The 26,753-nt window shown below is 60.9% G+C and carries 21 protein-coding genes and 1 pseudogene; 11 read left to right on the forward strand and 11 right to left on the reverse strand.

All coding sequences use genetic code 11. From position 1 onward, the window contains the following. The first annotated feature begins 46 nt into the window (after positions 1–46). Complete coding sequence (locus B0G69_RS28565) at positions 47–1,012, forward strand: LLM class oxidoreductase (protein WP_121323164.1); 966 nt, start codon at positions 47–49, stop codon at positions 1,010–1,012. A gap of 16 nt (positions 1,013–1,028) precedes the next feature. Here B0G69_RS28565 and B0G69_RS28570 read toward each other — a convergent pair whose 3' ends face one another. The 4 genes from B0G69_RS28570 to B0G69_RS28585 form a co-directional block, all read right to left on the reverse strand. Next, positions 1,029–2,498: an MFS transporter gene (locus tag B0G69_RS28570; RefSeq protein ID WP_121323166.1), complete on the reverse strand. Its 1,470-nt coding sequence runs from the start codon at positions 2,496–2,498 to the stop codon at positions 1,029–1,031. A gap of 488 nt (positions 2,499–2,986) precedes the next feature. Further along, the gene (locus B0G69_RS28575) at positions 2,987–4,948 is read right to left on the reverse strand and encodes an aconitase family protein (protein WP_121323168.1); all 1,962 of its coding nucleotides are present in this window, start codon (positions 4,946–4,948) and stop codon (positions 2,987–2,989) included. Positions 4,949–5,123: 175 nt separating this feature from the next. After that, entirely contained in the window at positions 5,124–6,026 is a 903-nt protein-coding gene (locus B0G69_RS28580; protein ID WP_121323170.1) for a LysR family transcriptional regulator, read from the reverse strand. Between the two features lie 161 nt (positions 6,027–6,187). Continuing rightward, positions 6,188–6,937: a 2OG-Fe(II) oxygenase gene (locus B0G69_RS28585; protein WP_121323172.1), complete on the reverse strand. Its 750-nt coding sequence runs from the start codon at positions 6,935–6,937 to the stop codon at positions 6,188–6,190. Between the two features lie 228 nt (positions 6,938–7,165). Between B0G69_RS28585 and B0G69_RS28590 the strand changes: the two genes are divergently transcribed. Then, complete coding sequence (locus tag B0G69_RS28590) at positions 7,166–7,807, forward strand: DsbA family oxidoreductase (RefSeq protein WP_121323174.1); 642 nt, start codon at positions 7,166–7,168, stop codon at positions 7,805–7,807. A gap of 107 nt (positions 7,808–7,914) precedes the next feature. Further along, a complete protein-coding gene (locus B0G69_RS28595; RefSeq protein WP_121323176.1) occupies positions 7,915–8,634 on the forward strand; it encodes a hypothetical protein in 720 nt (239 codons plus the stop codon). Between the two features lie 109 nt (positions 8,635–8,743). Here the strand turns inward: B0G69_RS28595 and B0G69_RS28600 are convergent, their stop codons facing one another. Continuing rightward, the gene (locus B0G69_RS28600) at positions 8,744–9,838 is read right to left on the reverse strand and encodes an AraC family transcriptional regulator (protein WP_158608988.1); all 1,095 of its coding nucleotides are present in this window, start codon (positions 9,836–9,838) and stop codon (positions 8,744–8,746) included. Positions 9,839–10,058: 220 nt separating this feature from the next. On the opposite strand from B0G69_RS28600, the gene B0G69_RS28605 reads away from it, so the two are divergent. Next, positions 10,059–12,074: a glycoside hydrolase family 3 N-terminal domain-containing protein gene (locus B0G69_RS28605; RefSeq protein ID WP_121323180.1), complete on the forward strand. Its 2,016-nt coding sequence runs from the start codon at positions 10,059–10,061 to the stop codon at positions 12,072–12,074. Between the two features lie 179 nt (positions 12,075–12,253). Here B0G69_RS28605 and trpS read toward each other — a convergent pair whose 3' ends face one another. Further along, the gene (gene trpS, locus B0G69_RS28610) at positions 12,254–13,270 is read right to left on the reverse strand and encodes a tryptophan--tRNA ligase (protein ID WP_121323182.1); all 1,017 of its coding nucleotides are present in this window, start codon (positions 13,268–13,270) and stop codon (positions 12,254–12,256) included. Between the two features lie 427 nt (positions 13,271–13,697). Beyond that, entirely contained in the window at positions 13,698–15,560 is a 1,863-nt protein-coding gene (locus B0G69_RS28615) for an alpha/beta hydrolase (RefSeq protein ID WP_121323184.1), read from the reverse strand. Between the two features lie 683 nt (positions 15,561–16,243). Between B0G69_RS28615 and B0G69_RS42160 the strand changes: the two genes are divergently transcribed. From B0G69_RS42160 to B0G69_RS28625, 3 genes are all read left to right on the forward strand, one after another. Continuing rightward, the gene (locus B0G69_RS42160; RefSeq protein ID WP_241991495.1) at positions 16,244–16,483 is read left to right on the forward strand and encodes an MHYT domain-containing protein; all 240 of its coding nucleotides are present in this window, start codon (positions 16,244–16,246) and stop codon (positions 16,481–16,483) included. Further along, entirely contained in the window at positions 16,483–16,743 is a 261-nt protein-coding gene (locus B0G69_RS42165; protein ID WP_241991496.1) for an MHYT domain-containing protein, read from the forward strand. The genes B0G69_RS42160 and B0G69_RS42165 overlap by 1 nt, the downstream gene beginning before the upstream one ends. A 485-nt stretch (positions 16,744–17,228) precedes the next feature. Then, positions 17,229–17,516 (forward strand): BON domain-containing protein, encoded by a 288-nt coding sequence (locus B0G69_RS28625; RefSeq protein WP_241991560.1) that lies wholly within the window; start codon positions 17,229–17,231, stop codon positions 17,514–17,516. Positions 17,517–17,805: 289 nt separating this feature from the next. Here the strand turns inward: B0G69_RS28625 and B0G69_RS28630 are convergent, their stop codons facing one another. The 3 genes from B0G69_RS28630 to B0G69_RS41125 form a co-directional block, all read right to left on the reverse strand. Continuing rightward, positions 17,806–18,624, reverse strand: coding sequence for a hypothetical protein (locus B0G69_RS28630; RefSeq protein WP_121323188.1), 819 nt, complete (start codon positions 18,622–18,624; stop codon positions 17,806–17,808). Positions 18,625–19,156: 532 nt separating this feature from the next. Further along, on the reverse strand, positions 19,157–19,774 hold the full coding sequence (locus B0G69_RS28635; RefSeq protein ID WP_121323190.1) for a dihydrofolate reductase family protein: 618 nt from the start codon (positions 19,772–19,774) through the stop codon (positions 19,157–19,159). A 109-nt stretch (positions 19,775–19,883) separates the two neighbouring features. After that, the gene (locus tag B0G69_RS41125; protein ID WP_158608990.1) at positions 19,884–20,030 is read right to left on the reverse strand and encodes a hypothetical protein; all 147 of its coding nucleotides are present in this window, start codon (positions 20,028–20,030) and stop codon (positions 19,884–19,886) included. A 639-nt stretch (positions 20,031–20,669) separates the two neighbouring features. On the opposite strand from B0G69_RS41125, the gene B0G69_RS40755 reads away from it, so the two are divergent. The 4 genes and pseudogenes from B0G69_RS40755 to B0G69_RS28650 all read left to right on the forward strand — a co-directional run bounded on the left by B0G69_RS40755 (position 20,670) and on the right by B0G69_RS28650 (position 24,382). Beyond that, positions 20,670–20,915, forward strand: coding sequence for a hypothetical protein (locus B0G69_RS40755; protein ID WP_147440782.1), 246 nt, complete (start codon positions 20,670–20,672; stop codon positions 20,913–20,915). 369 nt (positions 20,916–21,284) lie between these two features. Beyond that, a pseudogene (locus tag B0G69_RS42170) lies at positions 21,285–22,466 on the forward strand (glycosyltransferase); the annotation flags it as partial. Between the two features lie 39 nt (positions 22,467–22,505). After that, positions 22,506–23,417, forward strand: a complete 912-nt coding sequence (locus B0G69_RS42175) for an ATP-grasp fold amidoligase family protein (protein ID WP_241991561.1) — start codon at positions 22,506–22,508, stop codon at positions 23,415–23,417. Positions 23,418–23,650: 233 nt separating this feature from the next. After that, entirely contained in the window at positions 23,651–24,382 is a 732-nt protein-coding gene (locus tag B0G69_RS28650) for a transporter substrate-binding domain-containing protein (RefSeq protein ID WP_121323196.1), read from the forward strand. Positions 24,383–24,536: 154 nt separating this feature from the next. On the opposite strand, the gene B0G69_RS28655 is transcribed toward B0G69_RS28650, so the two are convergent. After that, a complete protein-coding gene (locus B0G69_RS28655; protein WP_121323198.1) occupies positions 24,537–25,604 on the reverse strand; it encodes a glycosyltransferase family 2 protein in 1,068 nt (355 codons plus the stop codon). Positions 25,605–26,753: the final 1,149 nt, after the last annotated feature.

The following is a 26,753-nucleotide window of genomic DNA, read 5'->3' on the forward strand; positions in this document are numbered from 1 at the left end:
TAGCATCGGGCCAGGCGCGATCCGATCAACCAGAAGGAGCCGAAAGTTGACGACAGCAAGCGGACAGCAGAATCACGCACAAACCGCGGCGAGCCGCGTGTTCGCAAACGATGCACTCAGTCTCGGACTCACGCTGCCGCTGCTGCGCGCCGGCACCATCGTCGCCGATTTCGACGAGCAGTTGACTCTTGCGCGGCTCGCCGACGAGCGCGGCTTTCGCGCGCTCTGGGTCCGCGACGTGCCGTTGAACAGCGCCGACTATCCGGACCCGGTCGGCCATCTCGACCCGTGGGCCCTGCTCGGCGCACTTGCCGTGCACACACAGCGTATCGCGCTCGTGAGCGGCGCGATCGTGCTGACGCTGCGCCATCCGTTGCATATCGCCAAGGCGGCGCTGTCCGTCGACATGCTCAGTCACGGCCGCTTCGTTCTAGGACTGGGCTCCGGTGACCGCCCGCCGGAATACGCAGCCTTTGGCCGCGACCCGGACGAGCGGCGCGAACTGTATCGACGACATTGGGACACACTGGCGGCGGCGCTCGGCAAGCCGTCTCGCGTGATTCCCGATCGTGCGCCCGAAGGCGCGCCGGCTTTCCAGCTACTGCCCGACAGCGCGAATACCGTGCCGCTGCTGGCGGTCGGCTCGGGCGGCCAGAGCGTCGACTGGATCGCGCGGCATTCGCTGGGGTGGATGACTTATCATCGCGAGCCTGATGCACAGCGAGCGCGTTACAGCATGTGGCGCGCCGCGGTCGAACGCGCGGCGCCCACTGCGTTTCGCGCATTCGGCGTGGCGATGCGGCTCGAGCTCAGCCGCGATCCGCATGAGCCGGCGCAGCCTGTCACGTTAGGCTATCGAACCGGCCGGCACGCATTGGTCGGCATCCTCAACGACATGCGCGCCGGCGGCACGCATCACGTGACGTTCAACCTCGCATCGGAGCGCCCTGCCGCCGACGTGATCGAAGAACTCGCGCACGACGTGTTGCCGCTATTTCAGCCGGAACCCTAACGCCGCGCGTCTGCTTCTAGATCTTCTCCAGTTCCAGCCCCTTCGTGCGCGGCCCCATCAAACCGATCGCCAGCATCACGATCAGCATCGCACCGGCGATGAACACGAACACGCCGGACGTGCCGAATTGCTTCAACACCGCCGCGATCAGAAAGGCCGTGAAGATCGCCGAAAACCGGCTCCACGAATAAACGAAGCCCACCGCGCGTGCGCGGATGCTGGTCGGAAAGAGTTCAGTCTGATACGCGTGGTAGCTGTACGAAATGATGTTGCCCGCAAGCGTCAGACACACGCCGAGGCTCACCAGCAGCACCGCGCCTGACGCCTGACTGAACCACAGCCCGCAGACGATGTTCACGCCGGCCATCACGACGATCACCGTCTTGCGCTCGAAGCGGTCGCCGATGAAGAGGCCGATGACGGGACCGAGCGGCGCGGCCAGCGCAATCACGCTCGAATACATCAGGCTCGTCGTGATCGTGATGCCCTGCTTGATCAGCAGTGTGGGCACCCAGTTCGCGAAGCCATAGAAGCCCACGGTCTGGAAGATGTTGAAGAGAGTCATCATCAGCGTGCGGCGTCGATACGGCGGCACCCACATATCGCGGAAGCTGCCGCGCGGTGTAACTGGCAGCGGCGGTGCCGGCGGCGGCAACTCGCGGCCGTACTCACTGCGCACCTTCGCTTCGAGCGCGCTCATCACGCGGTCGGCTTCGGCGAGACGCCCCTGCTGCGCGAGCCAACGCGGGCTTTCCGGCAGCGCGCGACGAATCCACCAGACGAACAGCGCGCCGTGCGCGCCGATGAGCACGACCCAACGCCAGCCGTCGAGACCGAATAGCGTGCGCGGCACGAGCAGAAACGACAGAAACGCGACCACCGGCACCGCCGTGAAGCCGACCGCCTGCTCGCACGCGAACGCGCGGCCGCGAATCTGCTTGGGCACCAGCTCGGAGATGTACGTGCCGATCGTTACCAGTTCGACGCCGATTCCGACGCCCGCGACGAAGCGCCAGACATTCAGGCCGGTCGCCGTTTCCTGAAAGGCCATCACGACGTTGGCCGCTGTATACCAGAGCAGTGAATACGTGAAAACGGCGCGGCGTCCGAAGCGATCCGCCAGAAAGCCACAAGCGATCGTGCCGATAAAGAGGCCGCTGAACAGAGCGGCGATGAAACTCGCGACGCCAGTCGAGCCGAACAGACCGTGCGTCGTCGCGGTCAGTAAGCCGCTCTTGACGAGACCCGGCGCGACATAACCGGAGTACAGCAGATCGTAGAGTTCGAAGAAGAAGCCGAGGCTCAGCAGGACTACCAGCTTCCAGATGGAACGCGTGGCGGGCAGCCTGTCGAGGCGCGCCGAAATGCTGCCAGCGTCGAGCGGCGCGGCGGCGGTGGTGTCGGACGGTGTGTTGCCGAGGGTGCTGGAATACGTCACGCTGCCGCCGTTGCGTGCGGCGGAGTCGGCGTGATCTGGGAAAGCCATGTCGTTCGTCTCCTTTGTCGACTGGAGTTGGCGCTTTAGCGCTTACTCCAGTCCCATGCAAAGCTGTCGACTGGAGTTGGCGCTTTAGCGCTTACTCCAGTCCCATGCAAAGCTGTCGACTGGAGTTGGCGCTTTAGCGCCTACTCCAGTCCCATGCAAAGCTGTCGACCGGAGTTGGCGCTTTAGCGCCTACTCCAGTCCCATGCAAAGCTGTCGACCGGAGTTGGCGCTTTAGCGCTTACTCCAGTCCCATGCAAGGCTGTCGACTGGAGTTGGCGCTTTAGCGCCTACTCCAGTCCCATGCAAAGCTGTCGACCGGAGTTGGCGCTTTAGCGCTTACTCCAGTCCCATGCAAGGCTGTCATGCAGCCTGAATACTCCTGATACCGGCGAAACATAAGGCTCCGCCGAAACCGCCCTGACGCCGGTCTTTCGTACGTTCGCGCGTCGCACGCGTCACGATGCCGGCTCCGAGATCCGGCCAGCATTCTAGCCGCGTGTGCGCTTCAATTGTTCAAAGGTCATGATTTTCCCGGCCAGCGCACTCGCCGCCACCGTATACGGGCTCGCCAGCCATACATTGCCCGGACCCGAGCGACCCGGGAAATTACGGTTGATCGCGCTGATCGTCACCTGATCCGCGTCGGCCGACTGGCCCGGCCCGCAATTCGCGCACGAGCCGCAACCCGGCATCACGATCGTCACGCCCGCACGCTCGAAGACCGGCAAATAGCCCTGCGCCTCGCAATACTCGCGCACCGCCATCGTGCCAAATTGCAGATATAGACGCGTACCCTCCGGCACACGGATGCCCCGCTCGACGCCCCAACGTAGCACCTCGTGATAGAAATCGAAGTCTTCACGCTTGCCTGCGGTACACGAGCCGCCATACGCAATGTCAATCGCGACGTCCTGCTCCAGTTGCGGCGCCGGCACCCCGTTGCCGGGATCGCCAGGACGCGCGAGCATCGGTTCGATGGCGCCGGCGTCGATGCGGATCGTGTCGCGATAGACTGCGCCCGCATCGCTTTTCATCCAGCTTTCCAGCGCGAAATCGACGCCGCGCCGCTCCTTCAGAAACGCCACCGTGCGTTCGTCCGGCTCCACGATGCCGGTGAAGCCGCCCAATTCCGCGACCATGTTGGTCAAAGTCGCGCGTTCGTCGATCGACATCGCGCGCACCGCTGCGCCGCCGTATTCGAACACGAGGCCGATTGCGCCGCCCGAGCGGATCGCATCCATTTGCAGCAGATGCAGCACCACGTCCTTCGCGGTCACGCCCTCGCGCAAGCTGCCGTCGACCTCGATACGCAGCGTCTCCGGGACTTTGCAGCGCACATAGCCCGTCACCCAGCTATTGGCGATTTCCGTCGCGCCCGCACCGAACGCGAGGCAACCGAGCGCGCCCGAATGCGGCGTGTGGGAATCGGTGCCGCACGCCACCTGGCCGGGCAACGCATATTGCTCGGCCATCAACGCGTGACAGATGCCTTCGGAACCCGGCACGCCATCGAGCGCACCGTGCGAGCGCACCGGATAATCGCGCGAGAACGACGTATGCCCTTCCATCAGATTGGCAACGCCCGGCAACAGACCGTCGCGCACGTGCGGAATGCTCTGCGGCGCCAGCACCAGATGGTCCTGAAACGCGATGATGTGATCCGCCGCGTGCAGCGGCGCCGGCTTGCCGAACGCGCGATGCATCAGATGCGCGCACATGCCGGTGAAGTAGTCGTGGCTGAAGCGCCAGTCGGCAGCGATGAACACGCCGTCGCCGCGCTGCGCGCTGGCGATGTCCGGATGCAGATGGCGATCGATGATTTTCTCGACCAGCGTTTTCGGCTCGCCAACTTCAGCGCCCTGCGCTCCGTCGCCCGCAGCATCGCGCACACACGGCGCGGGCCACTCCGCGAACTTGCTGTATGCAAGCAGGCCGCCGCTGCGAATGATCTGCTGCGTGAGCGCGTCGCGGCCTTTGAGAAACTCGTCGATCGGCACCGTTTCGCCGGCGACCAGCCGATCGAGTACGGAGAAATCGGTGGTCGTGAGAATGCCGATGTTGTCGCAGTTCTGCTGATAGATTCGCTCGAAGCTCTCCGCAACGATCAGCCGGATGCCCGCCGACAATTCCGCCAACGGGCTCGATTCACGCGATGAGCCTTTGCCGTAACGCTTGCCCGCCACCGTGATCTGAAAGCCGCCGTCTTTCACCGCATTGCGGCCGATCGGCATGCGCTCGCCAGCCTTGAAGCCGACGTAGGGATACTGGCCGAGCCGTTCGTCGTAGGTGAGCATTACGGTGACCGGCGTGATCTCATCGGTGGACACGTTCTCGCGTAACGGCCCGGCTGTGGCGCGCGTGAAATTTTCACCCGCGAGTTGCGCGTCGATCACAGCAGGATCTTGAGACAGGTACAGCACGCGGCCGTCCAGACGAATCGTATCGCTCATCAGTGCATTTCTCCTTGCACTCACTATACGGCGCGCAGGGTCGATGCCGAAGTGCCGGTGCGGCAACGCAGCCTTCTCGTTTGGCGAGGGCTGGGTGCGTTATGTTGCCTTGAATATCGCGGCGGGGCGCGTCGGCTGGCGTCGGTTCGCGCCAGCTTACCCTGCCCCGGTCATGCTATGGCTGGTTGCCGAGGAACCCGACCAAAGCCGCCGCGCTCGCGCTCAACTGCTCGCGCGCCTTGAAGATCATGATGAGACGGCGCACGGCCCACGCATCGCTCAAGGGCAGCAGGCGCACGTCGAGCGCATTCACGTAGAGCAGCCCGACCTGCTCGGGCACGATCGCGATGCCGAGCCCGGCGTGCACCATCCGGCATAGCGCGTCGAGACTGCTGACGCGAATCCTCACATCGAGCTGACGCCCCGCGCTCGCCGCCTGCTGCGCAAGCAGGCGCGTCAAGGCGCTCTCGCTACGCAGGCCGACAAAGCGGTCTTCGAGCAGTTCGTCGAACGTGACGCGCGGCGCGTTGGCGAGCCGATGTCCTCCCGGCACCAGCACCGCCAGCCGATCTTGCCGGTACGGCACCTGCTCGAAAGCCTCGCTGCCGGCAATCTGGTTGCAGATGCCGAAGTCGGCGCCGTGCTCATCGACGATACGCAGCACGTCCGCGCTGTTTTCCTCTTCCAGTTCAATCGATACCTCCGGAAACGCGCGCCCAAATGCCGCCACGTCTTCCGGTAAAAACTGCACGATCGACGAAAGATTCGCGACCACTCGCACCCGCCCTTTTGCGCCCGACGAAAAGCGCGACAACTCCGCGCTCATCTGTTCGATGTTGCCGATGATCGCCAGCGCGTAGCGCAGCACGGTCTCGCCGACCGGCGTCACGGTGATGCCGCGCGACTGGCGCTGGATCACAGGCAAGCCGATCACGACTTCGATCTCGGCGATGCGCCGGCTCACCGCGGACGACGCGATGAACTCCCGCTCGGCCGCGCGTGCAATGTTGCGCTCCTGGCAGACGGCGACGAACAGGCGCAGCGAAGTGAGGTCCAGTTTCTTGAGGAGGTTTTCCATGGTGTCGTGTCGCGGCAGATTCCTCGATTGTGACGCGGGTTGCGGAATTCGCCAAAGAAGACGGTGTTTGCCGGTGCGGACCCTCATGCGTCATGACGACAACGCGGCTTATGACGCTCTTTTGATCCCGGCGCTCCCGCTTCCAACCTGTACGGCTCACCTCACAATGCGTCGTGAAAGATAATGCCCACGGTATGGCGGTGCCCCGACCGCAACCGGCTAACCCCATGACGCAGATTGACACGATATGGACCCCGCGTCCCCTGGACGGGCCGGCTGTTCACCGTAAACACCACTGCGTCGCCTTTTGCCAGCGGCACCACTTCCGCACGCGACTGCATACGCGGACGCTGCTCCGTCATGACGAACTCCCCGCCGGTAAAATCCCGCCCAGGCTCCGACAGCAGAATCGCGACCTGAAGCGGGAATATATGTTCGCCGTAAAGATCCTGATGAAGACAGTTGTAGTCACCCTCGCCATATTGCAGGAGCAACGGCGTCGGACGGACCTGGCCGGCGTCATGGCACCGCCGGATGAAGTCCGCGTGCATCGCCGGATAACGCACGTCGATGTTCATGGCCTGATTCCATCGGTTCGCGACCGGCACCAGGTGCGGATATATTGCTGTGCGCAACGCTCCAATTATGTTGGGCAGCGGATACTGGAAGTACTTGTATTCGCCACGGCCAAAACCGTGGCGAGCCATCACGACGCGGCTTCGATAGAGATCGTCGCGCGGATAGAGGCCCGCCAGAATGTCGCATTCGGACGCTGTGATGAGGTCGGGCACGGTGGCACATCCGTACAGGTCGAGATCCTGCTCGATTCTTCGCCAGTCCAGCGCGTCGATCCGTTGCGTGATCGTTGCTGTAAATGGGAGGGTGGGAGCTTTCGCTTCACTTGGGTTCATAGCTGATTCGCGGCCGTACGCGTAGCCGGTTCCATGAGATATCATCATTCGAGCCAGTGTACGGCCGTCGACAACAGAAAACACTCCGGGTCTTGCGCTTCAATTCGACCATGCTCGCCCATCGACGCGCGGTCCTGCAAGAGCCGGCGATTCAGGCTACGCTGTCGGCCTCTGTTGCGAACATGCCGTGCCGGCTACGCAACGCGTCATTCCCCAGCGAGGACCACAATGAAACAGGCGCTAACCATCGATTTTGTCTCCGACATCGCATGCCCGTGGTGTGCGATCGGTCTATCTTCGCTTCAGCTCGCGCTCGCGCGTCTTGGGGACACTATAGACGCTGAAATTACCGTGCATCCGTTCGAACTGAATCCGCAGATGGGACCGGCCGGCGAGGCCATCGTCGATTATCTCGGCAAGAAGTATGGACGCACACCGGCGCAAATCGCCGAAACGCAAGCGATGATCCGCGAACGCGGGGCGAGCGTCGGCTTTACGTTCGGCCCGCGTACGCGGGTCTACAACACCTTCGATGCGCACCGCCTGCTGCATTGGGCCGGCATCGAAGGCAAACAGTTGCCGCTCAAGATCGCGCTGCTGCAAGCCTATCACTCCGATGGGAAGGACCCGAGCAATCATGACGTGCTGCTCGAAGCGGCGCAGTCCGTGGGACTCGACGCTGTGCAAGCGCGCGACATCCTGACGAGCGGCATCTATGCCGATGAGGTTCGCGCGGAAGAACAGAATAATCAGGAGATGGGCATCCAGTCGGTGCCCGCTATTATTTTCAACCGTCGATATCTGGTGACAGGCGGGCAACCTGTGGAGCAGTTCGTGAAGGTTATCGAGCAGGTTCTGGCCGAAGCGTAAATTGACTGATGTTGCTGGAAAGGGCTTGTGGTTGCGTTTTCCGAGGGCTGCGTGATGCCGTTCGGTGTCGATACTGCAAACCGGTGTCAACACGAGGAGAAAGTCCAATGGGCAACGCTGTCGATCTTTCCCGTTCGGCCGCAGCGTTGGCGGCGCTCGTCTTCGTCACGGTCAGTAGCCCGGCGCATGGGGCAGATGCACGCGAACCCTTCGCATGGCCGGCTTCACTGGCGCCCTTCGGTGACGGCTATCCGAAGGCAGGAGATGCGTGTCGCCGACTTGGCGAATCGCCCGCGACTTCCGCCTACCTCGACCATACGGCAACGCTCGTCGGTTGTCCGGGCGGCGCTGATAGCGCGAGTGTGCGGGCCATGCTTCGCGATCATCGCGGGCATGTGGTCGGTCAGGCGGAAGGCGTCACACTGATCTCGGTTCCGATGGATGCCGCGATGAGCCGCGCCGCGACCGGCCAGAAAAACGGCCACAAAAACGGCCACAAAAACGAACACCCAAAGACAAAAGGAACCGCTTTCAGCGCGACAGGGAAGCTCCCGTGCGCACGAAGTGCGGGCCAGATTGCAGGCATGTGCAGATTCGTCGTCACACGTCACAGCGACCGTACTGCGAATGTCACGGTCTACTGGCCTCCAGGCGGTGCTCGCACAATCTTCTTCGGTGCGGACGGTGCAGTGATAGGAGTCAGTACAACGGCTACCGACCAGTCACTGGCGCAGAAAGCTGTCGCCAGAAAAAACGGCGAGGTCAATCTGATTTCCGTTGGCGATGAGCGGTATGAAATTACAGATTCGATTCTTTCTGGCAAATAATTCAGGCGACGTTCCAAAACCATTTCAGCGTAACCGATGACCTCAACGACGATCCCAATGTCGGAACAGTCGTTCGCTCAGGCTGGAGATTACGAGCAAAAGGCCAACCTCAAATCCACCCTCTGCTCTCCTGCTGAATCTGCGCCCACTGCCTGAAAGCCACTGGCGGCGTCGTGTGCCGGCTGCGAAAGAAGCGCGTGAAAGCGCTTTGCGACGAGAAGCCGAGTTGCTCGCTGATCTGCGCGACACTGAAGCGTGTGTCGGCCAGTAATCGGCACGCTTCCTTGAACTTGACCCGCGCTTCCAGCTCGCTGAAATGCAGACCTTCGGCCTGCAATTGACGACGCAAAGTCCAACGCGAAGTGTTCAACCGTTCACAGATCTGAGTCAGCAAGGAGGATGACGTCGGCGCCTCCGCGCTTTCGCCCGCGATGATGTCCCTGACCAGATCCGCGACACGGGCGGAAAACAGACCGCTTTGCTGAACGCGCTGCAATTCCTTTTGCGTCTGCTCCAGCAGAAACGGAGCGAGCACGGCGTTGTATTTGGAAAAGGGCCGGTCTAACGCTGCCGAGGAGAACTGCATCTGATTTGCGGGCGCGCAGTACTGCACCGTCGCGCCGAAAAAATCGCCGGGCGTGCGAGAGCGACGCGGCTCACTACAGGTCAACGCAACACGAAATACTGTGGAATGCGCGCCATCGTATGCGCGGATCAATGTCGCCAGCACGTGAAAATTGGCGAGCGCCTGGAAGCAGTTGCCGGGCGCGAATTCGGCGATGTACTCGAAGCGCACCCACTCGGGTGTTTCCTTGTAGAAAAGGAAATCGAACTCGCCAATGAGCGGGCGAAATGTAATGAACGCATCGATAGCCTCGCGCAGCGTGCGTGCGTTCAGACACAGGTTGCCCAATACAGGGAAATCCGGAAAGAGACCGCAGCGTTCATCCAGAAGACGTTCGACATTCGGGCTCATGGAAGCCATCAACTCGACCAGCCGGCGATGCCGCGCGCCGTCGATCCGGCCATTGATGTCGATCAGGTCCTGTGCAGCGATGCCGGTGCGTGCAGTAAATGTTTCCGGTGGCATGCCGGCGGACCCGGCAGCTTGCAGCGCGGCGACGGCAATGCGGTTCGAAACGGTACGGCGCGGGGCGATGCGCGACGTCGTGTTGGCAAACATGAGTTCCAGATGGGCGGGCATGTCCCGATCATGCCCACAGCACGCGTGCGAATCCATCAGGAATTGCCATTACATTTCGCCTTCCCTAACTTTCGCCAAGGCTCGATACGCGCCTTGCTCCACAAAGGCAAACCGTGCACCGCGCAGTCAAACCGGTAGCAGACGGTAAGGATAAGGTAATGCGCGGCCCGTCGATTGGGCTGCCAAAACTCGAAAGATCCACCGAATCCCGGAGACACAGATGCACCTCTTTTCCCAACCCGCTTGCCGGGTCACGGCAATCGCCGCCGCCAGCGCCGCGCTCGCGCTCGGCCTGTTTGCTTGCGGCAGCGACCTCAACGATTCCCCCACCGTCGCACAGCGCGACTTGGGATATACCACTCTGCCGCTGCTCACGAAGGACAACCTCAAGTTCAAGGACATGAATCGCAATGGCCAGCTCGATCCCTACGAGGACTGGCGTCTTTCCGCCGAGGACCGCGCACGTGATCTGACCGGCCGTCTGACGCTGGCAGAAAAAGCCGGCCTGATGATGCACGGCACCGCGCCCGTGCTGAACGATACGACCGGCGCGGGAACCGGCACGGCCTACGATCTCGCGGCGTTGAAGACGCAAATCAACGATCTCGACATCAGCACCTACATTACCCGCATGAGCGGCGATGCGAAGACGATGGCATCGCAATACAACCAGATTCAGACGCTGGCGGAGCAATCGCGGCTCGGCATCCCGGTGTCGATCAGTTCCGATCCGCGCAATCACTTCCAGTACGTGCTGGGGGCGAGCGCGGGCGGCAGCGGCTTTTCGCAATGGCCCGAGACGCTGGGCTTCGCGGCGATCGGCGATAGCGCACTGACACGCAAGTTCGGCGATATAGCGCGGCAGGAATATCGCGCGGTCGGCATCACGGAGGCGCTTTCGCCGCAGGCCGATCTTGCCACCGAACCGCGCTGGGCCCGCATCAATGGCACCTTCGGTGAAGACGCGGATCTCGCCAAGGCGCAGGTTCAGGCGTATATCGAAGGTTTCCAGGGTGGCAGCACGGGCATCAACGAGAAGAGCGTGATTGCCGTGGTCAAGCATTGGGCCGCTTACGGCGCGCAGAAATCAGGCTTCGACAGCCACAATTACTATGGCCGTTATGCGACTTATCCGGGTAACAACTTCGCCTATCACCTGAAGCCATTCGAGGGCGCATTCGCGGCCAACGTCGGCTCGGTGATGCCGACCTATTCGGAGCCAGACGCGCCCGTGACCGTGGACGGCATCGCGCTCGAGCAGGTGGGCGCGGCCTACGACAAGGCACTGCTGACCGACCTGCTGCGCGGCAAATACGGCTTCAAGGGCGTAATCGTGTCGGACTGGCTGATCGCCGCGGATTGCGACACCAGCTGCATGAACGGCGTTTCATCAGGCTCGCCCTCGTTTGCGGGGCTCGGCATGCCGTGGGGCATGGAAACCGCTACGCGCCTGCAGCGTTTCGCAAAGGCCGTCACGGCAGGCATCGACCAGTTCGGCGGCGAAGACGATCCGTCGTTCCTCATTCAAGCCGTCAATCAGGGCTTGCTGAGTGAAACACGGCTTGCCGATTCGGCGTATCGCGTGCTGCTGCAGAAATTCCAGCAAGGGCTATTCGATCATCCGTATGTCGATGCGGATGCGGCGGCCACGATCGTCGGCAATGCGGATTTCAAGGCGCAGGCGCTCGATGCACAGCGCCGTTCGATGGTGCTCTTGCAAAACAGTGGCAACGTCTTGCCGTTGACGGCGACGGGCAAGAAAGTATGGCTGTACGGTATCGACCCGGCGGTGGCCCAGCAATACGGTTACACGGTTGTCGATACGCCGCAAGCCGCCGATGTGGCCATCGTGCGCGTGAGCACGCCCTATGAGACCTTGCATCCGAACTACGTGTTCGGCGCCATGCAGCATGAAGGCAGTCTCGCCTTCGTCGATGGCAACAAGGACTATGAGGCGATCAAACAGGCGGCCGCCGCGCCGAAATCGATCGTATCCGTCTACATGGACAGACCGGCCATTCTGACCAATGTGCAGGACAAGACGACTGCGATTCTCGCCAACTTCGGCGCAAGCGATATCGCGCTGTTCGACGTGCTGACCGGCAAAGGCAAGCCGGAGGGCAAACTGCCGTTCGAACTGCCGTCGTCGATGGATGAGGTCAACGCGCAGCTGGAGGACTTGCCGCACGATACAGCGCATCCGTTATATCCGTACGGATACGGGCTTTCATATTGAGCCCACACGCAATACGTTAAACAGTTCGATGGTGCGGCGACGCGGTTCTCAATTCGCCTGACCGGGAAGCGCAGCCGGTCGTTCACATTGCGTCTCCCGTCCTGTGCAGTGACAGGCCCCCGCCGGTGCAGATGACCTGTCCGGTGAGGGCCGCTCTTTCAGGTGCGGCCAACCACCTTTCAGCTCTCGAAGTAGGTCAAACCCAGCGCGCTTTTAACCTCGGACAACGTCTGTGCGGCCACCTCTCTCGCGCGCATCGTGCCGCGACGCAAAATCGCCAGCACCTCGGCCCGCTCTTTCGCCAACTCGCAACGGCGCGTGCGAATCGGTTCGATCAGCGATTGGAGCCGGTCGTTGAGTACGCGCTTGACGACGCTATCGCCCAATCCACCTCGGCGATAGTGCGCCTTGAGTTCATCCACCTTCTGCACATCCGGCTCGAACGCATCGAGGAACGCAAACACGACATTGCCTTCCACCTGGCCAGGGTCGCTGACTCGCAAGTGGTTCGGGTCCGTGTACATGTTGTTGACCGCCGCCGTGATTTCGTCCGGTGTGGCGCCTAATGCAATGGCGTTCCCAAGGGATTTGCTCATCTTGGCCTTGCCGTCGATACCGGGTAGTCGAGTGACCTGGGACAACACCGCCTCACACTCAACCAGCACAGGCCGCGCGGCCGTGTTGTTGAAGCGGCGCACCAGTTCGTTGGTTTGCTCGATCATCGGTATCTGGTCATCTCCCACCGGCACGTGCGTCGCCTTGAACGCCGTGATGTCTGCCGCCTGACTGACCGGATAGGTCAGAAAGCCGGCAGGAATGTCTCGCTCGAAGCCACGCAGACGAATCTCCTCCTTGATGGTGGGATTGCGTTCGAGACGCGCGACCGTGACGAGGTTGAGCAGGTACTGGGTGAGTTCCGCCAGCTCCGGCACCTGCGACTGGATGAAGATCGTCGACGTCGACGGATCGATGCCTGCGGCAAGATAGTCGAGCGCGACTTCGATGACGTTCTCGGTAACACGCTGATGCCGCCCCACGTTGTCGGTCAGCGCCTGTGTATCGGCGAGAAGCAGGAATTGCCGGGCCTCGTGCTGAAGCTGAACGCGGGCTCGCAAGGAGCCGATGTAATGACCGAGGTGAAGCGGACCGGTAGTTCGGTCGCCGGTCAGGATAGTGGGTCGATTGGCTTGTGTCATGAACTGGAGTCTCATACTTTTGAAACCACCAGCCATCGGCGTGCAGAAACAAAAATGCCGCCAGGGACTGGCGGCATCACGTTTGCGATATGCGTGAGGAAACGGGCCGCCGGATTCAGGCGGGCCACCAACGATGCAGATTCAGCGCGGTCGGTTTCGAGTCCATGGATTGGAGTATAGCGTAGCATTCAGGCGTGCCGTCAACGTCTACGACGGCGTCTACTGTAGATACCGCACCATGAGTCGTGTGGCCTCGTCGACCAGCGTCAAAAACACTTCCTCAGAGAGACTTTCAGAGTAGTCCGGCACTGCTGCATGAGTCAGCGCTTCTATTGGCGTCACGCACACGAACGTCGCAAGCCCGTCGGCCCACCGTCGCCATTCGCCTCGCGCGCGCGAACACGCACACCGCCACACGTCACCCGCTTCATTCGTGAGCGAGCGCCTGTTTGAAGAAGCTCTCGCACACCGCGGCGACCTGCTGCCGTGCCGCACGATTCAGGACTTCGTGGTCCATGTTCGGGATGATCATCGCGCGCGCGTGCAGCAACTTGTTGAGCCGGCGGCCGCCCGGCCCGAAGTGCATGTGCAGTTCGTCGAGCCCATGATCGAGCGGGCTGAACAGCAGCCTGACACGCACGCCGCGCGCATCGAGATCTTTCATCCGCTGCCGGGCGCGGGAGCCTTTGTTCACCGTGGCGCGATTTGCGTCGCCGGTCAAGGCCGCGACGTTGCTCACGACAGCGTCGACGGCATAGCGCGACAACGTTCGCAACACAGGCCGCAGACCGACCTCGCCGCGCAGAACCTGCGACCATTTCCGCAGCCGCAGCATCGCCCGAAAGTGCGCGCGCGTCGAGCCCGCACCGATCGTGGTGGCGTCGCACATCCGGAAATTGGCCGGAAAATCGAAGGCCTGCAGATTGACCAGCAGCAGCGCCCGCACCGCAGGATTGGTCGTGGCGGTGAGAAGGCCGAGATACGCGCCCGAACAGATGCCGAACACGGCCACGCGTGGATGCCCCCTGGCCACCGCCCAATCGACCGCCAGCGACGTATCGGCGGCAAGCTGCTCGTAGCTGAGCAAGGAAGGATCGGCGACCATCCATGCGTTGCGGCTGTCGCCGATGCCGTGCGCATCGACGCGCAAGGAGGCGAATCCTGCCCGCGCCAGCGAGCGCGCGAGTTCGACGTTAAAGCGACCGTCGCCGACATGGCTGGTCGCCGCCGTGTTGGCGATCACGACGAGCGGCGCGCGTTCCGCACGGTTTTCGGGTTCGCACAGGATTGCGAACAAACGTCCGTCGGCGAGTTCCACGGGTCTTTCGACCGCGCCGCTCAACCCGCGCGAGCGCCGATACGCGAGCAGCGACGCCACCGTGTTGAATGCCGCAGGCGGAAGACCGGTTGCCGGGAACGAAGGCTCGAATACGCGGCCGAACCATGCTTCGATCGAGGCGAGTGTCGCCTCCGGCAGCTTTGCCTGCCACGAGGGCTGCAGCGCCTCGGCGTAGTCGACAAATGGAAGCGAATCGACTTGCGCGCCGAGCGCGCCATATTTGTCCGCCAACTCGTTACTGGGGCCCTGATCACCGGGGTGGACGATCAGCAGCTTGCTCGCCGGGGACGCTGTCGCGCGGCGCAGATCGCATTGCGCGATCGCGTCGATGGCGGCGCGGCTGAAGCGATGCCCCAGCACGTCGAACGCACCGGCCGCCGCGTCGGCGTCGTCACGAACGTTTTGCCTTGCCTTCTCCAGCCAGGTGCGCTGCAGTACATTCAATTCCCGCACAAACTGCCGTCCGCCGACCACCGGCGCGACGAGCGCCACGGTATCGACATGCGCCGCCCGCGCTGCCTGCGCGGCGACCACCGCGCCAAAGCGGAATCCCACCAGCGCGACACGCTCGACACCCGTCGCGCGTCTCATGAAGCCCACGGCCTCGACGGCCTCGTCCACCCATTTATCCGGTTCGACCAAGCCGCCCGGATCGATGGAATCGCCGGTGCCCGCATAATCGAATCTGAGGACCACGAATCCCCGGGCCGCGAGGCGCTCGCTTAGCGAGCGCAAAGTTTGATGCAGCCATAAGGCTTCGTGACCGAGCGGAGCGCAAAATACGATGCCCGCTTTGCCATTTTCAGCGGATTTTGGCAACGGTTCGGAAAGCCAACCAAAATGCCCGCCAAAACTGGCGGGATGCATTTTGAAGTCGATTTTATTCGCCTCGCTATCCTCGCGCCGATTCTCGAGGGGTGTAGCAGAAAGCATTTCCAATGCGTTGGCCATAGCAGGTTTTTTGAACGAGGAATTTTCGCTCTATTACGCGCCGGCGTCATGCACTCCGTCGGTGCGCTTACGCACATGACGGGTTGATGAACTTCGCCAGGATACTGTGCGTTCCCCGAGGCGGCCGTCCCCGCAAGGCCGGCTTCGTCCAGAAGACATGGGGCTGTCACGGTTCGAAACGGATGCTGAATATTCGTCCGATGCAGGCCTCAACAGGGTCGAGCGGCGCCGAATCCCGTCACTGACCGCGCTTGCGCACCACGCCGCCGAGCCGCCATACATCCGGCATCAATTGCAATTAACCCGTCATTTTCCCTTCAATTCTTCAATTAGCTTTCGGTCGGCTGTACTAAACCCCATTCCGTTTTGTTTTCCGCTCCACTCTGCATCCGAACCGAATTCAATTCGCAACCGATGCAATGCCGCGGAATGATCCGGCTGCCACGGAGGAGAGCCCGACTGAATAGACAACCGCATCGGCCAGCGCGGTTTGCCGGCCGGGCCATTGGCGAGCCATTCATCGACAACGAATACCGGCGATTCTGCCTGTCATCACTAATCGAGCTCTTATAAAAGCCGCGGACCTATGCAAAGTCACTACAACCTGGGCTTGGTGGCCTTCTCTCTCGTCATCGCGACGCTCGCTTCCTATACGACGCTCGGTCTCGCGGACCGGATCTCCTTTGGCCTACACGCGCACGCGGCAGATCTGGCTGGCCCGCGGCGCGTTGGCGATGGGCATCGGCATCCGGTCGATGCACTTCATCGAAACGCTGTCGTTTTCCCTGAGCACTCCACGCGGCTACGATCTCGCCGTGACCGGCTACTCGCTCCTCATTGCCGTGCTCGTCTCGTGGTTCGCGCTGTATATCGTCACGCGCAAAGATCTGGGTATGGTCCGGTTGCTGGTGAGGGGGTGTTGATGGGTCTGGGCATCACCAGCATGCATTACGTGGGGGGCATGCACGCGTTGCTGATGGAGCCTGCGATTCACCATGATCCCGCCATCTTCGTGGCGTCGATCATCATTGCGATCGCAGCGTCGACGGCGGCGCTCTTGAGCGCACGCACTGCGAAGCGCCGATCAGCGCCATGTGATGCGCAAGCGCACGCAAAGTTTCTCGCCAATTCGGTCGCCCAACTCATCGAGCAGGTGGATCGCACGCGTGGCTTGACGCGCTGATGCACGCACCCGCTCGCGAGGCAATCGGCGCAAGTTCGCGATGCAATCTTCCCGCCGGTCTGCGGCGCTTGGCTGCGCACTGGCCGGAGAGTCATGTGTGCTCTTCGCGCTTTCGCCATCCTCCGGCAAGCCGCTTTCCGCCGTTCTCCGTCGACACACCGCCGTCACAACAACACACGCGTCGTGACTCGTCGCCCTGGCCTCATCCGCGAGAACCGGCCCTCACGCGGCAATGTCGTGAACGCCCCGTTCATACTGTCAGCGCGGCATATAATCAGATCCGGCGGTCGCACACGCTTCTCGAGGCGGCGTCACGTTTCACCGCTTCGCCCCCGCTAGCACCACGCAGCTTGAAAGGCAGACCCGGACAAACCGGCAAAGGAGGAATAGTGAGAACAAACGGCACGAGCAGAATAGTCGGCGCGATTGTCGCCGTATCCCTCGCGATTGGCGCAACGTATGCGTTTGCGCAGACACCCGGCGGTATGCCGAACGATGCGTCCGCGCAAAACCAGTCAATCACGACGTCTCCGTCTCGCGCCAGAACCGATAGCCAGTTGGTCCGCGACGTTCGCCGCGCCTTTACGCGCACGACCGGGCTGAACTCCGCGTCCATTCATGTGCAGGCGCGCCACGGCGTGGTGACGCTGACGGGCAGCGTGCCGCAGCGCTCACAGATTCAGCGGGCCGGGAATGCCGCACGATCGGTTCGCGGCGTCAGGGCCGTGACCAACCGGTTGACGGTGCGCACACGGCACAGCAGCGGTCACTAGGCTCGACACGTTGTCGTCGATGCGCGGCTCGACGGCATCGAACAATCAGGATCGATGCCGCTGTAGCAGCTTCGACATGACCGGTCTGGTTTGCATGAGCCGACCGGGCAACACTTCAGTTTGAGGCGCCATCTGTTGCGCGCCTTGCGCGATCGCACTTCTCGTGCGCGCAAAGACTCGGGGCTCGGTGTGAATCTGCCGAGCCTACACAAACTCCATCGATTGCTTTCCGGACGTTCGCCTTCCCCGCGCGACCCTGCGTCACGGTTCAGGACGCCCGGCTAACGCGTCAGCGCCACATCCGATAGCTCACCATCGGCGCGCGGTACGCATACATGCGCGGCGCGCTGTAGTAGACCGGCGGCCGATAGACCTGATAGGCGACGGGCGGCGCGACCGGCTGCATCACGGTTTCCACCACCGGCATCTCTTCGTACTGCTGCTGCGCGTAGACCTGGACATACTGGACCGGAGGCGGCGGCGCATACTCCTGGCGCACATACACAGGCTGGCTGTCGGCGTAGACCGGCTGCATCTGCGCCTGTGCATACTCGGGCGCCGGCTGGTACTGCATCGGCATCGCCGGTGCGTACTGCGGCTCCTGATAGGCCTGCCGGTACTGCGGCTGCGGCTGCGGCTGCGGCTGTTGCTGCTGCGGCGGCTGTGGCACCTGGCGCGGTTGCGAGACCTGGCGCTGCGCATACTGGCGAGGCTGCGGCGGGATGGTGGTGTACTTCGAGTTGTCGTCTTCGGGAAGGCCGGCCGGCAAGGGCGGCACGTCCACTCGGGCCACCTGCGTGTTGGTGGGCTTGCGCTGGCCGTGGTTGTGCGATTCGATCATCGCGTTATAACCGGCCTGATCCTCCTTGCCACGATTCATATAGCCGTTGCGATAAGCACGAGCCACATCCGACATCTTCGCTTTCGGATCCTCTTTCATGCCGTCCGCGTTGACCTGATATTCATCCGGACTCAGCGAGGCAGCCGGCGCTTCCTCGTCGGCCGCATAGGCGGCTTCGGGACCGTCGGCCCACGCAGGGCCGCACTGTAGCGTTAGCGCCGAGGCAACCGTCGTCACCCCAAACCCTAAAAGCGTTTTTATTCTCATGATTCACCTCGCGGCGATTAAGAATTTTGAAAGCCCAAGATCGCTTGCTCGCTTGCCCCGTACGGCTGTTTGCCGGTGCCCCCGTGCAGTTATTATTTCTAGCACATTCGGTGAGGGTGAGGATTTTTTTTTGTGGGGGTGTGAGGGGTGTTGCGCATTGGATGAATTGCGGCGCGCCTGGCGTATGGATTGGGGCGACGTGATCGTGATTGCTGATGGCATCGATTGGGTGCACAGACAGGCATTTTTCGGTGCGCTCTCGGACCGCTGTAAGTGCCATCGATTGTTATATGCCATTTGCATTGAGCTGGGACCCAGTCCGCCGTTAATGCAATTCGGAAAGCGATCGACTAACGACTTTGAATTGCTGGCAAAGACGGATGCGAATCGTCTAATGGATGCGCCTCTTCGCACGAACACAGACATTTAGCCGAACCGCGAAATGGGTTCGGCTTGAAGGATGCGTGAGGCGGCAATTCGTCGTGCCCGGAAGAGCATGCCAAATTGCCGGCTCCCTGCGGAGATAGCCGCCTTACTCGAACGATCCTGTGCGCACTTCGCCGTCGCGCAGGTAGCGGGTAATCAGCACACCGCCGGGCGTGCTGACCGAGTGAGCCAGCGTGAATGCGCAGGCCAGTGCGTCGTCGCCGAACAAGCGTTTGCCGCGTCCAAGCATGACGGGGTAAATCAGAAGCCGAAGCTCATCGACCAGACCGGCGGCGAGCAGTTGGCGCACGATCGCGCCGCTGCCGAACGTCAATAGATTGGCGCCGTCTTGCGGTTCTAGCGTGCGTATGGCGTCGGCAAGGTCGCCCTGCAGCGCGCGACTGTTCTGCCAGTCGAGGGGACCGGGTCGATGCGTGGCCACGTGCTTGGGTACGCGGTTGAACAGGTCGGCAATCGCGCGGCTGCCTGAGTCGGCCGGCACGTGCGGCCAATACCCCGCGAATATGTCGTAGGTGCAACGCCCCAGCAGTAACTCGAACGGTTCCGAAAGCACGTCCTGCAGGTTTTGGCCGACGGCTTCGTCGGCGTAGGGAACCATCCAGCCGCCAAAGCGGAATTCGCCGCTGGTATCTTCTTCGGGCCCGCCTGGAGCTTGAACGACGCCATCGAGGCTGATGAAAGTGAAAACAATGAGCTTGCGCATAAATTCCTCCGGGTCTACGGATCCGATCGGTTTGTAGATACGACGATCGACTCGCATCGGAATCGACAACCACCGCACCACCACGTTGCACGTATTGAGCGCGCCAGGGCTAACCCTGAATCAGGCCGTGCCGCGAAACAGTCTGCGCTTGAGTGAATTGGCAGCCGTCGCCTGAGCTGACTTCCTGTGCGATGTCGGCCTCGGGCTCGGGCCGGGTGCTGCCGTTCGCCTGCCTGAGGATGTCGAAGCTGTCCACGGCAATCGGATGAGGCTCCGCCCGGCCATGAAGAGCCGCCCGGCCGCATGCCCGCATCGTCACCCGTCGACCATTGGACTGGACCGCCGGGCGAAACCTAAGACCTTTCGCGCCAGTGGATTGTCGTCCATCATGGTGGAGCCGGAACGGTCATGCGTCACCAGGAGGCGGCTTTCCGCGACTTCCAGGGAGCGCTCCGATACTTCTGCGCACGGAGCTGCGCGTTCGGCAATAGCGCTTCTCCCAAGGGATCGACATGCTCACGCCCGCTCCGAAATCGGGCGTGCGCGCGGGCAGCGCATGAGGCGCGCCATCTCCTCGGTGATGTCGCGAATCTTGTACTCGGCAAAAAAACGCCGACCCTTCGCCCGATGCACAAATGTTGCGGGCGAGGATGACGCACTCTGATTCGGCGTTTTCCCCGCTGTTTTAGCGATTTTCGGACACGCGAAGACCTTGCGCTTGCATGTGATCGGAAATGCGTATTAATGTCCAAATATGCGAAACGCCTGACTCCGGGTCGAGGCAGCTTCAGAAATGGCGATTTGCCCATGACGACGTTGAATCTGGTCGTACCGTGCCACAACGAAGCAGCCCATCCTGAGACGGGTACGCGGCTTCTCGCGCCCTGTGGAGCGATTGACCGACGCCGGCGAAGTGAGTGACGAAGGCCGCATCACTTTCGTCGACGACGGTTCCCGCGACCGCACCTGGTCGATCGTTGAAGCGCTGCATGCGAAGAATGCCCGCTATGGCAGCGTCAAACTCGCGCAATCGGGGCCATCGGAATATTCACAGGATCGAGTCGTTGCTGGCGAATTTCTTTGCCAACAACGATTTCGATGTTGTCCTGGCGAGTCAAGCGGGTCAATGGTCGCTTCATGAGCGGCGCAATGGTCGGTAGCGGCGCGTCCGGGTGGTGCTACGCGTTCGTGCGGTCTTTTGCGATGTCTGCGCCGGTGCGAGGTGTTTGTGTGCGACGTGTTCGTTAGCGACGGACTCGGCTCATCGCACTGACGCGTCGGTCCTGAGACCGCGATCGGGATTCACTCACAAACGTTCGGCGGGATGCGTTCGGTCTTCTTCGTTATGAACAGATCGCCAGCATTCACAACGGATGCGCAAGACTCGGGGAGTTATAAGGCGCCTCACATGCGCTTTGCGTCTCACGAATAGCGATAAGGTAGGCGTTGAGTTTTTCGCGTGAGGCGCACGTGGTTATCAGTTCCCGGCACGCTTAACGAGGGCCGATTCATGCGGATACTTATCATTGCGCAACGCTTTCCCGTGCTTTCCGAGACGTTCATCATAGAGCAAGCGCGGGCGTTACGAGATGCTGGCGCCGATGTCTCGATTCTGGGCCTCACGCGGGGAGATGACTCGCTTGTCCGGGTGATAGACCGCGAATGTCCGCCCTTCGAGAGTCCGAAGTGCGGCGCGAGTCGCGCTGCGAAAATGCTAGCTGTTGCACAACTCGTCTCTCGCGGACTTTACGATCGGCGCGCCCAGCATGCCTGTCGAGTCGCGGCGCGCGCGGTGCTTCAGCGGCGGTGGGCAGCGGCGGCCGATATTGCGCGCGTCTCGAGTATGAACTCGACCCTGAAGTACGAAGCAGTAGTCGCACATTTCGGCATGGTCGGTGTTCGTGCGCAATACTTGCGCGAAGCAGGACTGATTTCTGGAGCCCTGGTTACTGTCTTTCACGGCCATGACGTGACGAGCCACAGGCTGGTTGATTCCTATCGTCGCGAGTATCTTCGCCTTTTTCGATGTGGCCAACTTTTTCTGCCAGTCAGTCAGTTCCTTGCAGAGCGCATTCGGGGGTGGGGTTGCGATTCCGCAAAGATCCATGTCAGCCGTATGGGTGTCGATATCGACAAATTTCCGTTCTCGAGGTGCGACTCGTCACCGACGACGTTGAGTATTCTTCTCATTGGAAGAATGACGGAAAAGAAAGGTGTCGAATATGCGATTCGGGCCATGGCATATATCAAGTCTGCGGTGAAGCTGACCATCGTCGGCTCAGGTCAACTTGAAAATTCGCTGAGAGCTTTGGTGGTCCAGTTGAATCTCGAATCGCATGTCCGTTTTCTAGGCGGGCAGCCTCATGAGAAAGTGCGAACGTTGATGAGTGAAGCCGACATCTTCGTGCTCCCCTCGGTGACCGCGTCGGATGGCGACATGGAAGGTGTGCCGGTAGTGCTGATGGAAGCGATGGCCTCGGGCGTAATAACCGTATCGTCACGTCATGGCGGCATTCCTGAGTTAATCGATCACGGTGTGTCAGGTTTTCTCGTGAATGAGCGCGATTCCGTCGGCTTGGCGAAGGTCATCGATGAAATTGCTGCAGGCACGTACAACCTGACGGAAATAGCAGCGAACGCGCGCCATAAGATCGAGGCGCGATTCAACGCGCACATTGAAGCAGTCAGGCTTCTTGAGAAACTGACCGACGTTTGCAATGGCAATCACGCTCTGCCCGGCGAGCATTCGCATCAATGCGAACCGCAGAGCCTGACCCGCAGATTCAAGGAAGCCGGGAAATCACTTTTGCCCGATGCCCTGTTCCTTCGCTTGCTGCACAAGAAGTGCATTGGGCGCTTCCCTCGACTGCGAAATCCCGTCACGTTCAATGAGCAGATACTTCAGCGCAATCTGCGACCCGATCCACGCTACGCGATACTGAGCGACAAACTCGCCACACGTGCGTACGTCGAAAGGAAACTGGGCAGCCAACATGTCGTTCCATTGATTGCGGCACCCGCCGATTTTTGCCGGGAAGTCTACGATAGCCTGCCGGATCAGTTTGTCATGAAGGCAAATCATGGCAGCAGTTTCGTCAAAATAGTCAGAGACAAATCCGCAACTTCATTTGAAGAATTAAAGCAACTTGAGGAAAAATGGCTCGCCACAGATTTCTATTGGATAGATCGGGAGCGGCACTACCGCGAGATCAAACCACGCATTCTCTTCGAGACCCTGCTGCTCGATCGCGACGGAAACATTCCGGCCGACTTCAAAATCCATTGTTTCTCGGGAAACCTCCGAAAACCGGTGATGTATATCCTTGTCATTAGCGACCGGTTTGGTAGCAACACACGCGGAGATGTGTACGATGCCAGTTGGAACCGCATGGAAATCGCAATTGGGCCGTACAAGCGCAGCGATCACGGGTTAGCGCGACCATCGAACCTCAATGCGCTTCTGAAAGCGGCTGCGACACTGGCGAGCGATTTCGAATACGTCCGCGTCGACCTTTATGCCTTTGACAATCGACTCTACTTCGGCGAATTGACCTTCACGCCGGGCGCCGGTGTATTGCCTTTCACCCCGGATCGCGTCGACTACGAGTGGGGAGAATTGCTAAGCGCCGCGCGTGGCGTCTGAGCTATATCCAATCGCCGGCGAGTGAATGAGGTTCTACCGCAGCCGGCTCGGCCTTCACTTTTCTACAGATGATCTGCCTGGAGCGGCCATCTACCAGCCGAATCAAGGCCACGGTGCCACGACTCAGGAAGCAAAGCACGGCAATAAAATCGCGATATCCGTGCATGCACGTAGAATCATCGACAATCGGCTCGGAAAATTTCGAAGGCCGCCTCCCTTCTTGAGACACAGCGATGAAGGTAACGATTGCCTATATCGACGAACCACCGTTCGGTTGGACGAACGCGAATCGTACTGCTACCGGTGCTGACATTGACCTGGCCGAAGCGGTTCTTCGGGAGATCGGGGTCACCCGGATCGAGCATCATCTGACGACGTTCAGTGAACTGCTGCCGGGCGTCGAGGCCGGCCGGTGGGATATGAACGTTCCGCTCTTCGTGACGCCCGAACGTGCGGCTCGGGTGGCGTTCAGCGTGCCCGTATGGGCGATCGGAGACGGCTTCCTCGTACGGGCCGGAAACCCGAAATCGCTTAAAAGCTATGCATCACTTGCCGAACGCCGCGATGCTCGCCTTGGCATCATTGCCGGTCAGGTTCAGCACGACGCGGCCAGAGAAGCAGGCGTCATCGAGGATCAAATATCCGTCTTCGAGCACCAGGGCGACGCAATCGCGGCAGTACGCTCGGGGGCGATCGATGCGTACGCGAGCACCGCACTGGGAAATCGCATACTGGCGAATCGCATCGGCGACTCGGTCCTTGAGGCGGTGGAGCACGAGACGGGAACGAGAGGGCGGCAGCAGAGCCTTCCGCTCGGCGCATTCTCGTTCAATAGAAGAAGCGGCGATTTGCTCAATGCGGTAAACAAACAGCTACGGTCATATCTGGGCTCGTCAAACCACCTTGCTCGCATGGCGAGATTCGGCCTGACACACAACGAGATCGATCCTGCCCTCGCCCGTTGAGCGTGAGGAGATCTTCGGCCAGTTGCCGCCTGGACCGGACAACAATGGCTATTAGATGCGAGCCGCGGCGGTGACTAACACGACGGGGACGTGATCTGATCGAGCAGTGGCTTACACCCAGCCGGACCCCACGCCGCACGCCAGCCGCCAGCCTCTAATTGATCGAGTGGCGGCGCGGTCGAGCCTGGCGGTCGAGCCTGCGCCGCAACGCCTTCTTCACTATACGTTTGAGCAAATGGACCAATCTGTCCATGCCGACTTTAAGGTGCAATCGGCCGAGCTCCGCGACGTACCGTGGAGTCGCCCGCCCTGGATCAGAACAGGCCTTGCGACGATCGGCAGCCATCGCAAAGAGAACCTCCAAGGCTTCGCGAAAGGAGCCGCGATCTACGCGGGCGCCCACATGGCACGCACGCTCGAAATTATTGTTGAACACGCGAAGCCAGAAGTCGGCGGCCTCGCTGTGGCCACATTGCGCGAGCGCTTCAAGTCCGTTGGTGCGCAGATCTTTGATGTCGCGTAACGACGCCTGTTGCGTGATGCTGCCAAAGCGGCGTCGATAGCCGAGCAGCGGCGAGCTAATGCGAAACACGCTACGCGCTCGCATGTAGATCGACGGCATGACTGCCATGTCTTCGTAATGCCTCGCCACGGGGAACGACGCAATGTCGAATAACGACGTCCGGAACACGCGCGCCCATACGAATGTGTGGAAGAGATCGACGAACTGTCTGCGCCCGGCGTCGTCCATGCGCTTACCACCCTCACTACCGGCCGCAACGATCTCGATGTCTTCCAGTCGCCGTCCATCGTCGTCAATAATAGTCACGTTGTACTCGACGATGTCCCACGCAAGATCGGCTAACTGCGGAATAACCGCAGCTGAGAATCCGTCGAGATAAATATCATCGCCATCCAGGAATCCGACGTACGGGGTGGTGACCGCTGCCAGGCCTCTGTTGCGCGCAGCACTCACGCCCGCGTTGTCTTGCCGGATCAATTCCACGTGCTTGCGCCCATCGCGCTTCATGGCAGCCTGCACCGCGGCGTAGGTGTCGTCGGTGGAGCCATCGTCGACTACGACGAGCCGGATTGCATCCCCATAGGGTTGCCTAAGTACCGACGCGAGCGCCTCTTCAATGTAGCCTTCGACGTTGTAGGCCGCTACAACGATGGTAAGAAGCGGGGCTTCGTAACGTGACGTGTACGTGTTGATCGTCATACCGGCGTGCGTGCGTGCGTGCGTAATGAAGCGCCGTCGTTGGGCGACGGTCGGGCGTCGTAACTCATGCTTTAGAAGCGCGTCGCAACGGTTGTGAGCCAGCCGCCTGCACCCGCTCTTCCGGTACAGCAACGAAGAGGCTTATCGAAAACTAAAACGTTATGGCTTTGGCGAGCGACGCGTTTTTCGAGGCGCTGGCCGAGTACTTTTTTATTGGCTTTAGATCGCGTTAAAAAGGCAATGGATGTTCACGACGGTTAAGGTCCGACGCGTCCTGACGGAGCCCGCCGACCGCTGTCGATGATCAGACCCGTAGTAATCCGTGCGAACCCGCCTTCACCTCACTTGCTTTCCAGAGCGACAGAGAAACCTCTGTGCACTTATTGTTCATGACGCGCCCAGGACTTGCGCGGAGGCACGGCGCCGGCATGAATGACACACAGCCCCGGGCACCAGTCATCGCGCTTGCGCACGACGGCCACAGAATACGCTATATGCCATCGAATAAAGCTCCTAAGAAATTTTTGGAAATATAATATTTTCGAATCATCTTCAAAAAATTTCACGTGCACATAACGCGTGCAGAAGCGAACCAATTTGAGGCTGCGGAGGCTACTGTTTGGCGCATGGTTCATTGGCAATACGTCACTCCGTTCGTCGCATACCGCACATACTCATTCATTACTCCAGATGCGCGGGCCCAAATGCAATGATCGACACTGGGTATTCAGCCGTGCGCGGTCCATTGCCCACTTGGCAAGCCATCCGGCGAATGATTGTCGCCAACGGTCTAATCGCAGGTGCGGCGCTACTGACCGGGTCTTTCTTCGTCCAACCGATAGACCTTCGGATGAACCCCGACCGTCCAGGCTCCTCGCCGACGGGCCGATGCATTCATCCGGCCTCTCGTTGTTGTGAGCCGCGGCCGGTCAGTAACGGACTATCAGAGCATCGGACAGGCCAGCGCCGGGCTTGAACGGCAACGCCCGCGTAGCGCAGACTATTGCGAGCCGTCCCACGCGATACGCGGCACGAAAACGCAGCGGCGTCGCCGTCACGGGCCTTCATTACGTTAAAGTCGCGCTGGTTACGCGAAAAGCGAGTTCAGGGAGACGACCATGAATGGCTGGTGGCATGAGGCTCGGCAAA

The organism is Paraburkholderia sp. RAU2J (assembly GCF_003634845.1).
Lineage (GTDB): Bacteria > Pseudomonadota > Gammaproteobacteria > Burkholderiales > Burkholderiaceae > Paraburkholderia > Paraburkholderia fynbosensis.